This is a genomic window from Caulobacter sp. P1_D6 (assembly GCF_056406095.1).
This window is the reverse complement of record NZ_JBFUAW010000004.1, coordinates 72,865-86,724: the sequence shown is the minus strand read 5'-3', so window position 1 is coordinate 86,724 and position 13,860 is coordinate 72,865. Positions and strand designations below refer to the sequence as shown.

Here is a 13,860-nt window from a genome sequence, read left to right as displayed (position 1 = left end):
CCGAAACCCCACGACACCGCCACACCCTGGCGTTCGACAGGTCGAGACCTTGTCCACTAGGCAGTAGTCGGCGCCAAGCTTCCGCTGAAGTCCGACCGCTCCTCCTTTGCCGCAGCTACCGCCTGTCAGCCCAGCAAGTGAAGAGCGTTTTCTAGGAAGATCTTCGCATCGGCTGAAGAGAGACGAATGTCCGGTTTCTGCCGATTGATTTCGCCCTTCAGTTCCGCTGCCGTTCGCTCTTGTACCGCGCTGCGCAAGAACTCGCGGAGGTCCGCTCTGTGATCTCGTCGAACATGTTCCACACAATCGGATGCGAGTCGCTCAATGCTATCCTGAGCGAGGTAGAGCGCATCTTGGTGGAGCCCTTGGCAGAGTTCATGGAAGCCGTCGGGAATCTTCATCGCTCAGACTTGTCATAGCGCGCGCCTGCTATCCACCTTCAAGAAGCGGACGGTGCGCAACTGTGCCAAAGCAGAAATCTTGGCGCACTTAAGTGGTTGTTTTTATTGGGGAGCGGTGGCGGTGAGAGAGGGATTCGAACCCTCGATAGAGTTTCCCCTATACACGCGTTCCAGGCGTGCGCCTTCAACCACTCGGCCACCTCACCATGCGCACCAGATGCGGAAGGCGGTTGAGGCCCCCGACGCAGGAAGGGGCGCAATATACTCAGGAAGGTTGCGGTAGCAAGCGGCCATACGAGGTGAAACGAGATCGCGAACACCTTAGTATCGATGGTTCTGTTTCGATCCCGAGATCCCGTCATGGCTTCCGCCCCCAAAACCCTCGAAATGCCGACCGTCGACACCGCTCTGCCGGGGCGCGCGGCGGCGATCCCGACGGCCAAGGCCCACTTCGTCAACAGCCATCCGCTGAAGGGTCCCTATCCTGACGGGATGGAGGTGGCGGTGCTGGCCATGGGCTGTTTCTGGGGCGTGGAGCGGGTGTTCTGGAAGGTTCCGGGCGTCTATGTCACCGCCGTCGGCTACGCGGCCGGGATCACCCCGAACCCGACCTACGAGGAGGTCTGCACCGGCCGCACGGGCCACACCGAGGTGGTGCAGATCGTGTTCGACCCGCGCTCGGTCACCTACGAGACCCTGCTCAAGACCTTCTGGGAGAACCACGACCCGACCCAGGGCATGCGCCAGGGCGGCGACATCGGCACCCAGTACCGCTCGGGGATCTATGTCACCTCCGACAGCCAGGCCGCCGCCGCGGTGGCTTCGAAGGAGGCCTATCAGCAGGCCCTGGACGCCCAGGGGTTGGGGACCATCACCACCGAGATCGGCGCGGCCGGGCCGTTCTTCTTCGCCGAGGACTATCACCAGCAGTATCTGGCCAAGAATCCCGAGGGCTATTGCGGCATCGGCGGCACCGGCGTGGTCTGTCCGATCGGCGTGGGGGTGCGGGCATGACCCCCGAGGCCTTCGACGCCGCCGCCCTGGCCTTGCCGGGCGCGACCATGACGATCCAGTGGGGCGACGACCACGTCTACAAGGTGGGCGGCAAGATGTTCGCCGTGCTGGGCGGGGCCGTGGGCGCGAGCGGCTTTTCGCTGAAGGCCTCGGACGTGGCGTTCGAGGTGCTGAGCGAGACGGGCCGGGCCATCCCGGCGCCCTATCTGGCGCGCGCCAAGTGGCTGCACTTCGCCGACCTCGCCGCCGAGGACGCGGACGAGGTGGCCGACTGGCTGAAGACGGCCCATGGCCTGATCGCCGCCAAGCTGACCAGGAAGGCGCGGGCGGAACTGGGGCTCTAGGGCTCCAAACCCTCCCCCACAGGGGGGAGGGCCTTGCCTCCCCTAAACCTGCTCGCTGTCCTTGCCGGCCAGGTGGGGACCGATCACCACCGGCTGGCGTTCCAGGATCTGGCGGACCTTGCGCACGGCGGCCGAGGCTGGGCTGCGGCGCTGGCGCCAGAGCAGCAGGATCATCGCCCCGCCGGTCGCCACCGCGAAGGCGATGGGCCCCAGCAGCCAGGCCGCCGCCGCCAGGGCGAAATAGTAGCCGCGCACCCCGGCGTTGAACGCCGACAGGGCCGGATTGAGGATCGCGCCGGTCGCCTCGGCATATTCCTCCAGCACCGCGCGCGGGGCCCACATCGGCGTCGCGCCGATGGCGGCCAGGCAGTAGTTCATCTGGCGGATCGCCCAGATGAAATCGAGCAGGCCGCGGGCCAGGGCGATCAGCACGACGCCCAGCTTGATCTGGAACACCAGGGCCGAGGCCGGGGCCAGGACGGCGATGCCCTCGATGGTCTTCAGCGCGCTGTCGCCGCCGAACAGCACCCCGGCCGCCGCGGCGATCAGGATCAGGTTGGACGAGGCGAAGAACGAGGCCGAATTGATCGCGTGGCCCAGCAGCTGGCCGTCCAGAAGGGCGATCTCGCGCACCGCCATCTCGGCCATCCAGCGGCGGCGGATCACCGTCATGTCGGTGTTGATGACGTTCTTCTCGTGGCCCAGCCGCTTGAGCATCGGCTCGTAGAACAGCCAGCAGAAGAGGAAGAAGGCCAGGACCAGCAGATCGATGATCGGCATGGCCAGGAACTGCTTGGACAGGGCGTGGGAGAGCGTGGAGGACATGGAGCGAACTTAAGGCCGTAACGAGAGTCGGTGAAAGGGGGAGCGGTATCAGTCCTCGAGGATCAGGCTGTGCTTGCCCGTGTCCCTCAGCAGCAGCGAGACCGTCAGGCCCACGGCCATGATCGCCGACACATAGAGGTAGAAGCCGCTCTCCATGCCCTCGTGCTTGAACCACAGGGCGACGTACTCGGCCGTGCCGCCGAACGCGGCGTTGCCGATGGCGTAGGGCAGGGCCACGCCCAGGGCGCGCACGTGGGTGGGGAACAGCTCGGCCTTCACCACGGCGCTGATCGAGGTGTAGCCCGACTGCACGAACAGGGCCGCGAAGATCAGGCCGAAGGCGACGGCCGGGCTGGCGGCCTTGGCGGTCAGGCTGAACACCGGCCAGGCGATCAGGGCGCCCACCCCGAAGGCGAAGACCAGCATGGTCTTGCGGCCGACCTTGTCCGAGGCCCAGCCGAACAGCGGCTGGATCAGCATGAAGCCGGCCAGGGTGGCCAGGTTGATCGCCCCGGCCGTGGCCTTGTCGAAGCCGGCCGTGTTGGTCAGGAACTTCAGCATGTAGGTGGTGTAGGCGTAGAAGGCCAAGGAGCCGGCGGCGGTCAGGCCGATGATCGCCAGGGTCTGCTTGGGATGGCGCGAGACCAGCGGCGCGGCCAGGGCGACGTAGGTCGCGACCAGCAGGAGCACCGCCCCGTACTGCATCGTCGCGGCGAACGGCGCGTCCGTGAAGCCCACGACCATGGACCCGACGGTGGCCAGGAGGAGCCCGCTCACCCAGGCGACCTGGCGGCGGCTGACCGGGTCGCGCGCGGCGGTCGAGACGTTCTGGTGCGAGACGCTTTCCTCGATGCCGGTGCGGATCCAGAACACCACCACGGCCAGGGCCGCGCCCACGAAGAATGGGATGCGCCAGCCCCAGTCGGCCAGGTCTTCCTTGCTCAGGGTGTTCTGCAGGATCACCAGCACCAGGGCCGCCACCAACTGGCCCATGATCAGGGTCACGTACTGGAAGCTGGACCAGAAGCCGCGACGCTTCCGCCCGGCCATCTCGCTCATATAGGTGGCGCTGGCGCCGTACTCGCCGCCCACCGACAGGCCTTGCAGCAGGCGGGCCAGCAACAGGATCACCGGCGCGGCGTCGCCGATCGTGGCGTGGCCGGGGCACAGGGCGATGACCAGCGAGCCGACGCACATCAGGCCCACGGCGAGGGTCAGGCCGGCCTTGCGGCCCTTGCGGTCGGCGTACAGCCCCATCAGCCAGGCCCCGACGGGCCGCGCGCCGAAACCGACCGCGAAGATGGCGGCCGTCTGCATCAACTGGGCGGTCTGGTCGCCCTTGGGGAAGAAGATCTTGGCGAAATAGATCGAGAAGGCGGCGTAGGCGAACCAGTCGTACCACTCGACCAGATTGCCGGCCGATCCGCCCAGGATGGCCCGGGTCCGACGCCAAGCGCTCAAGGGCGCGGCGCCTTGGGGCGGCGTCGCCGTAGCGGTGTCGGTCATGTCGCTCCCCGTGTGTCGTGGCGGGACCTTAGGCGAACATGGGTCGTCCAGGGAAGTGCGCGCGGGCGGTCGGAGACACGCGCATGCGCGTGTCTCCGTATGGTCGCTAGATCCTGCCGATCAGGACCAGGATGATGATGATCACGAGCACCAGGCCCAGGCCGCCGGACGGATAGTAGCCCCACGAGCGGCTGTGGCCCCAGGTCGGCAGGGCGCCGATCAGGGCCAGGATCAGGATGATGATGAGGATCGTGCCAAGCATGTCCGTCTCCGTTGCATCCGGGCGCGTTGCGCGCTCGGGTTCGGGGAAGGGAATGCGAGGGGTGCGGCCAAGGTTCCGCGAGGGTTTTTTGGCGGGGGCGGGCGCCCGCTAGGGCTTTGGGGGCTTGGCCCCCTGCCGCCGTCTCCACCAGCGGCGCAGCTTGGCGCGGTTGGCGAAGGCGAAGCCCAGGACGACGATCACCCCGCCGACCGCCCATTGCAGGCCCTTCATCCTGTCCATCTGCCAGGTCAGCCAGTCCAGGAGGCCGATCTTCACCGACATCTCGTGGACAAGCGCCGGCCGCTCGAGCTCGACCGGGCCGCCCGGCGTGACCAGTTCGTTGAAGATCCGCAGCGTCAGCACGGTCTTGCCCGGACGCGTTGGCTTCACCAGCCATTCGAAGGTGACGTTCTGCAGGCGGGTCACGTCGCGGATCGTCTGCTCGGGCTTGACGATCTCGACGTTGTCGCCGGTCAGCTCGGCGCGGACCTTTCGTCCGATCGCCACGGTCTGCTGATCGACATGCTGGTCGGTGAGGGCCTTGCCGATCGAGGCTTGCGCCGCCGCGCGGTCGGCCGAGGCGATGACGGCCGTGATGCGGGTCTGCTCGCCCCAGCGCAGCTCGTCGCGCCAGCCGACGAAGACGGGGATGTCGCGGATCTGTCGGCGGGCGAGGTCCGACAGGTAGGCTTCGCGCTCGATGTCGTCGCAGACCTGGCCTTCGATGGCGCAGGGCGACGGGGGCGCCTCCGTCGCGGACTTCATGCCCATGCCGCCGCCGACGATCAGCAAGCCAGCGACCAGGAGAAAGACGACGAAAGCGGCCAGGGCCGACAGGAGCACCGCGATGGTCGCCAGGATCGGCGGAAGCCGGCGACGCAGGAAGCGGACATACGCCTGGCTGATGAGGCCGAAGATCGCGAGGCCGCCGAGGGTCGCCACCCAGAAAAGGAAGTCCGCCATGACCGCGCTCTCCATCGAGCGGCGTCATAGTCGCGCTATGCGGGCGGTTTATCAATCCTCGCGCGAAGCGTCGTCGTGCGCCGCGGCTCAGCCGCCCGGGCAGTCCTCGGCCTTGCGCAGGCCCACGGCCCACAGGGCGCCGATCACCGCGCCCTTGACGCGGGGCAGCAGCATCAGGGTCAGGGCGGCCAGCGGCAGCACGGTCAGCGGCACCACCAGCACCGGCGACATCTTCCAGATGAACGGGAACAGCAGCAGCGGCGCGACCACCAGGTGGCCGATGATCAGGATCGTGAAATAGGCCGGGCCGTCGTCGGCCGGATAGCGCGCCAGGTCATGGCCGCAGACCTCGCAATCCAGGTCGACCTTCAGGTAGCGCGTGTACAGCCGTCCCTCGCCGCAGTTGGGGCAACGGTGGCGGACGCCGCGCTTCATGCCGGTCAGCATGCTGACCGGAGGCGGGCAGGGGGAGGTCTGCTCGTTCATGGGCGTGGATATGCCTCCGCGACGGTCCTGGCGAAAGGGGGCGCGCGGTCGCATGCGCCATTTTGAATCAGTTTTCGTTGAGATGAACGGCTAGCGGTTCAAGAATTCACCCGCAAGGCGAGCGAGTAGAAGCGCCGTTACTCGGGACCGTTAACCACAACTGTTTTGGGGTTCTGTGGATAAGTCACGGTCCGCTCTGGGAAAACGTAACGTCAGCGGGGCCGTGCGGCGCCGCAGCTTAACTATACCAAGGGTCGCGGACCTTGTTCGGTCGAAGTCCGCAACCCTTGATGCTGCGACTATTTGGCGTCCTTGGCGGTGTTGGTCACCGCGCGGCCGGCGGCCGACACGTCCTGGCCGACGCCGGCGACGGTGTTGCAGGCCGAAACCATCAGGGCGGCGGCCACGGTGGCGAGGATCACGATCTTGCGCATGGAGAGGTCTCTAAAGTTGGAGAAATGGCGGCGGACCTTAACCTTGGCCCACGGCCACGTTCAAGCGCGTCACCACGGCGAAGTCATGGCGCCGAACCTGGGCGCCGAACCTGGGTGTCAGCGCTTGCCCGGCCGGTAGTCCTCCTTCACGTGGCCGCGCAGCGCGTCTTCGGTGAACAGCACCGGCTTGGTGCGCATGGTCGCGAACAGCGGGGTCTGGTCGGCATAGTGCGGCGAGCTCGCGTCCAGCGTGGCCGAGCCGAACTGATGGATGCTGTCGGAATGCACAACCCCGGCCGCGTCCCAGCGCACGAACATGATGAAGGTGTCGCCGGCGTCGGCGGTAAGGGTCCCGTCCTTCTGCGGGATACCCCAGACCGAGCGGTAGGTGTCGGCCCCGCCGTCGATCGGCAGGTCGACCTTGCCGCGCCGGATGCGGTTGACCTGGCCCCACTCCGGATCCAGGCGGCCGAAGTTCGCCTTCAGGGTCGTGATCGCCGCCTTCAGGCTGTCCAGCGGGACGGGCGGCGGATCGCCGTTGATCTGGGCGACCAGGATCGGCTGGATCGTCAGCGAGGCCAGGGCGGCGGCGCGGTTGTGGACGTCGGTGCGCCGGTCCCAGCCGCGCAGGATCGCCTGGGCCGCCTTCAGGTCGGCGTCGGTCCCTGGATCGAGCGCCGTCAGCGCCTTGATCATCGCCACCTCGGACGAGTGCTCGCTGTATCTGAGATCATATTTGTAGCGGCGGAACGCCTCGTCGGTGATCGCCGGATCGGCGCCGACCAGCTCCTGGACGCGTAGGGCGCGGTTGGTGAGGTTGGTCTGCAGGCCCTGGCTGGTCGGGAAGTCCGCGGCCTTCAGGTTGTCGGCCGGATCACTGGCCAGGAACGGGCTGTTGTTGGAGTTGTAGACGTAGCCCGACTTGGGGTTCCACAGCTGCGGGATGGCCGCGACCGGGCGATAGCCGTGCCAGATCAGGTCGGACCGGTCGCCGGGCAGCACGCCGCTCCAGTCCACGCCCTCGCGGCGGTTGGGGTACTGGCCGTTGTGCACGAAGCCGATGTTCCCGGCGGCGTCGGCATAGATGTAGTTCAGGCTGGGCAAGGCGTGGGTGGCGATGCCGGCCCGCCATTCCTCGACGTTCCGCGCCTTGTTCAGCCGCCAGTACTGCAGCGGCTGGCGGTACTCGCCCATGCCGGCGTAGCGCAGGGCGAACAGGCCGTGCTTGGTCTCCAGCACCGGGCCGTGGACGGTGCGCAGGGCGCGCTTGGTCACCGGGATGACGATCGGACCCCACAGCCTAATCTTCATCTTCACGTCGTGCCGCTGGAAGTCGCGCCAGGCGCCGTCCAGCCGGTACTGGTTCTTGTTCTGGGGATTGATCGTCAGGCGGTAGGCGTCGAACAGGTCGGGCTTGGACACCGTATTGGCCCAGCCCAGATGGGCGTTGTGGCCGTGCAGCATGAACGGCGCGCCGGGAAAGAAGCCGCCGGCCACGTGCCAGCCGTCGCCGCTCTCGACCACGGCCTCGTACCAGGCCACCGGGCCGGTATAGGGCTGGTGCGAATTGACCAGCAGGCGGGGCAGGTGGTCGGCGGTGCGCGACGGGGCCAGGGCCAGGCCGTTCGAGCCCTTGGGCGGCTCCTTCTGGGGCGTCTCCGGCGCGTTCAGCCGCTTCAGCTCGCCATCCAGGCCGTAGAAGAACGGCTGCTTGAACACGAAGCCGGCCAGGGCGTCCTTGCCGGTCAGCGGCAGCAGGCCTGGCGACACGGCCTTCGGATGGGTGGCGGCGTAGTAGTTGACCCCGTCGGCATAGGCCTCGAGCACGGCGCGCAGGTCGGCCGGCAGCTTGGGGTAGCCCTCTTCGACCGTCGGCCAGACGTCCAGCAGGCCGACCAGATAGTCGGTGACCGCCGCCTTGGCGCCGTCCCGGCGGGCCAGGGTCCCGCGGGTGGCCAGCACCACCGTCTGCAGCGTGGCGAAGTCGTCCTCGGACTGGGCGTAGGCCAGGCCGAACGCCGCGTCGGCGTCGCGCCTGCCCAGGATGTGCGGCACGCCCCATTCGTCGCGGCGGATGCGGACGTCATAGGTCGCGGCCTTGGTTATCAGGGCCTGGGTGTCGGGCTTGGGCGGCCGGGTGGCGAGGTCGAGCCCGATCGGGGCCAGCACGGCGACCAGCGCCAAGCAGACGACGGCCGCCAGGCCTCGCAGGATCCACCGCATGACGTTCCGCCCCTATCGCTCTTTTGAGACGATGATGGGCGCGGATCGCCGCCGGCGAAAGGTGGACGTTGGGGAAAGGCCAGGCTTGCTCGAAAACGGCGAGCCTGGGACGCGGGGCTACTCGCCGTCGCCGGAGGCGCTGGAGCGCATGGGGCCGTCCACGACGCCGAAGTCGCGCGAACGCATCTTGCCTTCGGCCGACTGGACGCCTTCGGCTTCCAGGCCGCGCTTGAGCAGTTCGCGCACGGCCGCTGCGCGGCTGGGCATGCGGCGCGCGAAGCGCCAATCGTCCAACGCGGCGAGCTCTTCCTGCGTGAGCATGATCTGCAGGCGTTCGGGGCGGGTCAGGTCGTTCATGGGATCTCGGCCCCCGGAAAAGGGGCAACGCTCCTTGTGTCTGGTGGAGTTAACGCGCGAGCTCCGCCATGGGGTTCCATAAACACTCAAAAACCGCACTAGATCGAAAATATGCCACTTACTCATTAAGCGCGCTAGGCGTGTTTCGCTAAGTAAGCGTCAAGTGATCAAAACTCTGAATTTAGGTAATTGATCAGTCGAGTTTCCGACATAAGGCGTGATTTGTAAGGCAGATAAATAAAGCTGGGATTCTTCGTCAAACAAAACCATCGCATTTTTGTTTGAGTTGTGCTTGTATGGGGCGACGGAATATCCTGCCGCCTCACTGAAAGCCCCCGAGTCATGGACGTCGAGCACCGAGAGTTCGGTGGTGCGGCCGTTCGCCATGTCGGGTCTGACGACCGGCTCAGCGAAGCCCAGCATCGCATCGCCAACAACCTGGCCCTGATCGCGGGCTATACGCGGCTGCAAGCCACCCGCGTGAACAAGGCCGGCCAGGCGCTGTCGGCCCGCGAGGCCTGCATCGTTCTGGAAGAGGTGGCGGCCCGCATCGAGACGGTCGGCGAACTGCACCGACTGCTGTCAGGCGCGCCCGGCGACGTCGAAGGCGGCATCGACCTGGGACGTTTCCTGGCCAAGCTGTGCAACAGCCTGATGGAGACCGTCAGTTTCGCCGGCGACACCACCATCACCCACAGGGACGCCGGCGGCTGCATGGTGCGGCCCGACCAGGCCACCCCGGTCGCCCTGATCGTCAGCGAGCTGGTGACCAACGCCCTGAAGTATGCCCATCCCAGCGGCGTGGCCGGCCGGATCCTGGTGTCGTGCCGCTCGACCGGCCGCGGTCTGGTGGTCGAGGTCACCGACGACGGCGTGGGGCTCAGCGAGGACTTCGATCCGCTCAGCGACGGCGGCCTGGGCTTCCGCGTGGTGCGCGGCCTGGCCCGACAGCTGGGCGCGGACTTGGTCTACGAGTCCCGCGGCATCGGCTTGACCGTACGGCTGACCCTGGGCGCCGAAGACGAGCACCGCGTCATCCCCCTGTGGCCCAATCGGGACTAAACGATCGCGTTCTAGGGTTTTACCTGATGGCAGCCCCGACGCGGATGTTGCAACCTGAGCGGGCTTGCAGACGTCGAGGTGTCCTCCCCCGATTCCCCTCGACGCGCCGGGCCGCCTACTTCCGACGGGGCGCGTCCAGCCGCAGGCCGAGAGCCGGCCGGGGTGTCCCGACGCACGAATTCGGCCGGCTCTCCCCCAATTCCCTTCCGTGGATGTCGCGACCTCCGATCAGGGCGCGGTCTTGGGCGCGTCCGGCGCTTCCTCGACGGGCATGTCCAGACCGCCCAGGCCGGCGGCCTTGATGGCGTCGCGCAGCTTGGTGACCGGCTCGCCGGTGCCGGTGGTGAAGGTCAGGGCGCCGGGCTCGGCGCGGTTTTCGGCCAGGTTGCTGAAGGCGGGACCGCCGGGCGCGCCCGGGTTCAGCGCGACGGTGTAGGTCTTGCCCGGCAGTGTCGTGCACAGCAGGACGAAGGTCTTGTTGTCGTTCAGCAGACGCGGGGTCTTCAGGCAGCTCAGCGTGTCGCCGTCCGTTCCCAGGCCGTAGGCGAAGTCGCGCGGCGTCATCTGCTGGTCGAACACCACCTTCAGGACCAGCACGCCCGGGGTGATCGTCTCGCCGCTGGCCGGCCAGGTGGCGACCACCTTGGGCTTCTCGGTCGGCGGCATGACGGTGACGGGCGAGACCGGCGTCGGCGGCTCCGCGAGCGGCTTGGTCGCCGGCTTGGCCGTCTGGGCCAGGACCGGGCCGGCCGCGAGGCAGAGGAGCAGGGCGAAGGGGATGGCGCGCATGGTCCTCAACGTGCGGTCAAAGCACGGCGTTCTCAAGGCGCCGCTTGGGAGAAACGCGCGCGATCCAGCGCCTATCGCGTCATCCAGGGCTTGTTCTTGCTGCTCGACGCGGCCGCGGCGGCCTGCTCGCGCTGGAAGCGGCCGCCGCGGGGCGGCTTGGGCTTGGCGGCCAGGGCGGCCTTCTTCAGGCGCAGGGCGCGCTGAATCGGGGTCTCGTTGGGATCGTCAGGCTGGTCGGTCATGAGCGGCTTCTAGCACGGTCGGCGCGATCTGTCCGGAGGCTGCGGACCCGAATCCTGGCGTCCGGGCCCGGCTTGGGGCATCGTCCCCGCGTGGGCGACTCGGCGATCAACGGCAAGACCTGGAACGAGGCCGAGCAGGACCTGGTGGTCGGCGACTATCTGGTCATGCTCGACAAGGTGATGACCGGCCGCGCCTACGATCCGGCCAACCACCAGCGCGCCCTGCGCTTCGTCACCAACCGCTCGGGCGGGGCGATCACCTTCCTGCAGGGCGAGATCTCGGCGGTGCTGACCCTGATCGGCCTGCCCACCCTCAAGGACCATCCGCCGCGCTGGGACTTCGGCGACAGCCTGGTCGACTCGATCGACCGCTGCCTGACCGCCAAGCCCGGCGCCCTCAAGGACCTGGCCCAGCCGCCGATCCTGCTGGGTCGCGCCGTCGCGCCGATCCTGGCCGAGGGCGCCCCGTCGCGGGCCCATCACGTTCCGCCCAGCGAGCGGGCCGAACGGCTGGTGGCCAAGTTCGACCCCGCCGCCCGCGACCACGAGGCCCGCATGCTGGCCCGGATCGGCGTCGCCGCCGCCCTGGTCTACGAGCAGCGCCGGTTGGAGGAGCGCGGCCGCCAGGACCTGGCGGACCAGATCCGCCTGGCCCTGCCCACCGACGAGGAGGGCTGCGACCTGGTCAGTTTCAGCCGCACCGGCGCGGCCCGCCGCATCGCGGTCAAGACCACCACCGGCGGCCCGGCCACGCCGTGCCGGCTGACCCCCGCGGAGGAAGCCCTGCGCGAGGCCCAGCCGGGGGCGTTCATCATCTATCGCCTGTACGACGTGGCTAGAGAGGCCCGGGTGTTCCGGGTGCGGGGCCAGCCTCAGGCTCAGCCGTCCCAGACTCAGCCATCAATGTCCCAGCCCAGCGCGACCCTGCCCGAATAGCGCCGCTGCGGCGCGTCCTGCAGAGGATGGAAGCGCGCGCCCTGGATGTCGCGGAACGCCCGCTCCAGGCCGGTGTCGCGATAGAACGACGCCCCGCCCGCCGCCTCCATGGCCCGCTCGACCGTGGCGATCGCGCCCCGGGCCAGCAGGGTGCGGCAGATCATGGCGCGGTTGGTGCTGTCTAGACCCGGCGCGCCGGTCTCGGCGGTGTCGACCATCCGTTCCCACGCCATCTCGGCGCTGGCGAAGGCGTTCTCCATCGAGCCGACCAGCTCGGCCACGTGCGGGTCCGGCGACTTGCGGCGGACGATCTCCAGCGCCCGGGCCCGCGCGCCGTCGGCCACGCCCAGATAGGCCGAATAGATCAGGGCGAAGGCGATCATGCTGATGATGTGGAACAGCGGGTGCCACGGACCGCTGGGGCGCCGGCCCGAGATCGCGGCCTCGGGCACGAAGACCTCCGTCAGCACCACGTCGTGCGAGCCGGTGCCGCGCATGCCCAGGGTGCGCCAAGTCGGGGCGATCTCGACCCCTGCGGCCTTCAGCGGCACGGCGAAGTGCAACACGGTGGGGCCGGCCTCGGGGTCGTCCCAGACCGCGCTGGTCATCAGCAGGTCGCCGGCCAGGCAGCCGCTGGAGAACGCCTTGCGGGCGGTGATCGCGAAACCGCCCTCGACCTTGACCGCCTGGCCGCCGCTGGCCAGCCAGTCCGACCCGCCGCTGGACACCAGCACCAGGTCCTCGGCGGCGACGCGCTTCAGCAGGCCCTCGGTCGGCGCGCCCTGCTTGCGCCAGCGCCAGGCGGCGACCGCCACCAGGTGGCTGTGCATGGCGAAGGCCAGGGCGGTCGAGCCGCAGGCCGCGCCCAGGCGGCGGATCACCTGGCACACCTCGGCGACATCGGCCCCGCCGCCGCCGAACTCGACGGGGACCAGGGCCTTGAAGAAGCCCCCGGCCTTCAGCTGGGCGTAGGCGTCGGCCACGAAGCTGTCGTCGGCGTCGTGGGCGGCGGCCTGGGCGGCGATGGTCTGGGCCAGGACCTCGGCGCGGGCCAGCCAGTCGATGCTGGCGGCGGCGGTCTCGGGAACGGCGGTGTCGAGCGGCATGTCTTGAACCTTCTTGTCGGAGGCGGGGCCTGACCCCGCCGGTTCCTCGACCTTGCCCAAGGCGTGCCCTCGTCAGCTAGTTCAGCAACTGAACCTGGCCGGTACATCTACTGAACTGGTCCGCCCGGCCTGGCGGGTTTAATCTAACATCGTTCTGTCATTCGGAGGTGGCGATGTCTCAGCGCAGCTATGGGCAATTCTGCCCGGTCGCGATGGCGGCCGAGGTGCTGTGCACGCGGTGGACCGTGGTGCTGCTGCGCGAGATGGTCGCCGGCTCGACCCGGTTCAACGACCTGCGGCGCGGCGTGCCGCGGATGTCGCCGGCCTTGCTGGTCCAGCGCCTGCGCGACCTGGAGGACGCCGGGGTGGTGCGCCGCGTCGCCGGCCGCGAGAGCGGGGTGCTGGAATATCACCTGACCCCGGCCGGCCGTGAGCTGGAGACCATGGTCGAGGCCATGGGCCACTGGGGCCAGCGCTGGGTGACCAGCGAGCTGTCGCTGCAGCAGCTCGACGCCTCCCTGCTGATGTGGGACATGCGCCGCAAGCTGAACCTGGAGCCGATGCCTCGGCGGCGCAGCGTCATCCAGTTCCTCTACGCCGAGCAGCCGGCCGTCGACCGCTCCTGGTGGCTGATCGTCGAGCCGGACGCGGGCCCCCACGCGAGCAGGGCCGGCGCGCCGGTCGATCTGTGCTCGGTCGATCCCGGTTTCGACGTCGATCTCTATGTCGCCAGCGACCTGCGGACGATGACCGCCATCTGGATGGGCCTGGACACCGTCCGCGCGGCGCTGGACAGCCAGCGGATGATGCTGACGGGGGACGCGGGTTTGGCGTCGAACATGCAGTCCTGGCTGGGCCTCAGCCCGTTCGCGAAGACGCGGAAGCTCGCGAGCTAGCTCCTTTTAGATCC

Annotated in this window: 17 protein-coding genes and 1 tRNA gene; 5 read left to right on the top strand and 13 right to left on the bottom strand. The window is 68.3% G+C overall.

Features of this window, described 5'->3' with window-relative positions; all coding sequences use genetic code 11:
* Nucleotides 1-125 precede the first annotated feature (125 nt).
* Together AC1DYP_RS02515 and AC1DYP_RS02510 are read right to left on the bottom strand one after the other, a co-directional pair.
* Nucleotides 126-401 (bottom strand): plant Invertase/pectin methylesterase inhibitor family protein, encoded by a 276-nt coding sequence (locus AC1DYP_RS02515; protein WP_477044983.1) that lies wholly within the window; start codon nt 399-401, stop codon nt 126-128.
* Nucleotides 402-517: 116 nt separating this feature from the next.
* Nucleotides 518-607 (bottom strand) — tRNA-Ser (locus AC1DYP_RS02510).
* A 154-nt stretch (nt 608-761) separates the two neighbouring features.
* Here AC1DYP_RS02510 and msrA point away from each other — a divergent pair.
* Nucleotides 762-1,415 (top strand): peptide-methionine (S)-S-oxide reductase MsrA, encoded by a 654-nt coding sequence (gene msrA, locus AC1DYP_RS02505; protein ID WP_477044982.1) that lies wholly within the window; start codon nt 762-764, stop codon nt 1,413-1,415.
* On the top strand, nt 1,412-1,759 hold the full coding sequence (locus AC1DYP_RS02500) for an MmcQ/YjbR family DNA-binding protein (RefSeq protein WP_477044981.1): 348 nt from the start codon (nt 1,412-1,414) through the stop codon (nt 1,757-1,759). Before msrA ends, AC1DYP_RS02500 begins: the two co-directional genes overlap by 4 nt.
* Before the next feature lie 42 nt (nt 1,760-1,801).
* Here the strand turns inward: AC1DYP_RS02500 and AC1DYP_RS02495 are convergent, their stop codons facing one another.
* The 8 genes from AC1DYP_RS02495 to AC1DYP_RS02460 all read right to left on the bottom strand — a co-directional run bounded on the left by AC1DYP_RS02495 (nt 1,802) and on the right by AC1DYP_RS02460 (nt 8,815).
* Nucleotides 1,802-2,539 (bottom strand): DUF599 domain-containing protein, encoded by a 738-nt coding sequence (locus tag AC1DYP_RS02495; protein WP_477045024.1) that lies wholly within the window; start codon nt 2,537-2,539, stop codon nt 1,802-1,804.
* Nucleotides 2,540-2,632: 93 nt separating this feature from the next.
* Nucleotides 2,633-4,090 carry an MFS transporter gene (locus AC1DYP_RS02490; RefSeq protein ID WP_477044980.1) on the bottom strand — a complete coding sequence of 486 codons (1,458 nt, stop codon included), beginning with the start codon at nt 4,088-4,090 and terminating at the stop codon, nt 2,633-2,635.
* Nucleotides 4,091-4,196: 106 nt separating this feature from the next.
* Nucleotides 4,197-4,352 (bottom strand): DUF3309 family protein, encoded by a 156-nt coding sequence (locus AC1DYP_RS02485; RefSeq protein WP_018061962.1) that lies wholly within the window; start codon nt 4,350-4,352, stop codon nt 4,197-4,199.
* Between the two features lie 108 nt (nt 4,353-4,460).
* Nucleotides 4,461-5,315, bottom strand: coding sequence for a hypothetical protein (locus tag AC1DYP_RS02480; RefSeq protein ID WP_477044979.1), 855 nt, complete (start codon nt 5,313-5,315; stop codon nt 4,461-4,463).
* An 87-nt stretch (nt 5,316-5,402) separates the two neighbouring features.
* Nucleotides 5,403-5,801: a DUF983 domain-containing protein gene (locus AC1DYP_RS02475; protein WP_477032112.1), complete on the bottom strand. Its 399-nt coding sequence runs from the start codon at nt 5,799-5,801 to the stop codon at nt 5,403-5,405.
* A gap of 299 nt (nt 5,802-6,100) precedes the next feature.
* Complete coding sequence (locus AC1DYP_RS02470; RefSeq protein ID WP_018061959.1) at nt 6,101-6,235, bottom strand: entericidin A/B family lipoprotein; 135 nt, start codon at nt 6,233-6,235, stop codon at nt 6,101-6,103.
* Between the two features lie 117 nt (nt 6,236-6,352).
* Complete coding sequence (locus tag AC1DYP_RS02465; RefSeq protein WP_477044978.1) at nt 6,353-8,458, bottom strand: acylase; 2,106 nt, start codon at nt 8,456-8,458, stop codon at nt 6,353-6,355.
* 117 nt (nt 8,459-8,575) lie between these two features.
* A complete protein-coding gene (locus tag AC1DYP_RS02460; RefSeq protein ID WP_477032110.1) occupies nt 8,576-8,815 on the bottom strand; it encodes a hypothetical protein in 240 nt (79 codons plus the stop codon).
* 342 nt (nt 8,816-9,157) lie between these two features.
* Between AC1DYP_RS02460 and AC1DYP_RS02455 the strand changes: the two genes are divergently transcribed.
* The gene (locus tag AC1DYP_RS02455) at nt 9,158-9,877 is read left to right on the top strand and encodes a sensor histidine kinase (protein ID WP_477032109.1); all 720 of its coding nucleotides are present in this window, start codon (nt 9,158-9,160) and stop codon (nt 9,875-9,877) included.
* Nucleotides 9,878-10,105: 228 nt separating this feature from the next.
* Here the strand turns inward: AC1DYP_RS02455 and AC1DYP_RS02450 are convergent, their stop codons facing one another.
* Together AC1DYP_RS02450 and AC1DYP_RS02445 are read right to left on the bottom strand one after the other, a co-directional pair.
* Nucleotides 10,106-10,666, bottom strand: a complete 561-nt coding sequence (locus AC1DYP_RS02450) for a hypothetical protein (RefSeq protein ID WP_477044977.1) — start codon at nt 10,664-10,666, stop codon at nt 10,106-10,108.
* Between the two features lie 71 nt (nt 10,667-10,737).
* Nucleotides 10,738-10,908, bottom strand: coding sequence for a hypothetical protein (locus AC1DYP_RS02445; protein WP_477044976.1), 171 nt, complete (start codon nt 10,906-10,908; stop codon nt 10,738-10,740).
* Nucleotides 10,909-10,998: 90 nt separating this feature from the next.
* On the opposite strand from AC1DYP_RS02445, the gene AC1DYP_RS02440 reads away from it, so the two are divergent.
* Nucleotides 10,999-11,844: a protein NO VEIN domain-containing protein gene (locus AC1DYP_RS02440; RefSeq protein WP_477044975.1), complete on the top strand. Its 846-nt coding sequence runs from the start codon at nt 10,999-11,001 to the stop codon at nt 11,842-11,844.
* On the opposite strand, the gene AC1DYP_RS02435 is transcribed toward AC1DYP_RS02440, so the two are convergent.
* Nucleotides 11,802-12,950, bottom strand: coding sequence for an acyl-CoA dehydrogenase family protein (locus tag AC1DYP_RS02435; protein ID WP_477044974.1), 1,149 nt, complete (start codon nt 12,948-12,950; stop codon nt 11,802-11,804). The two genes, AC1DYP_RS02440 and AC1DYP_RS02435, sit on opposite strands and share 43 nt — an antisense overlap.
* Before the next feature lie 173 nt (nt 12,951-13,123).
* Here AC1DYP_RS02435 and AC1DYP_RS02430 point away from each other — a divergent pair, with 173 nt between their 5' ends.
* Nucleotides 13,124-13,846, top strand: a complete 723-nt coding sequence (locus tag AC1DYP_RS02430; RefSeq protein ID WP_477044973.1) for a winged helix-turn-helix transcriptional regulator — start codon at nt 13,124-13,126, stop codon at nt 13,844-13,846.
* The last annotated feature ends 14 nt before the right edge of the window (nt 13,847-13,860 follow it).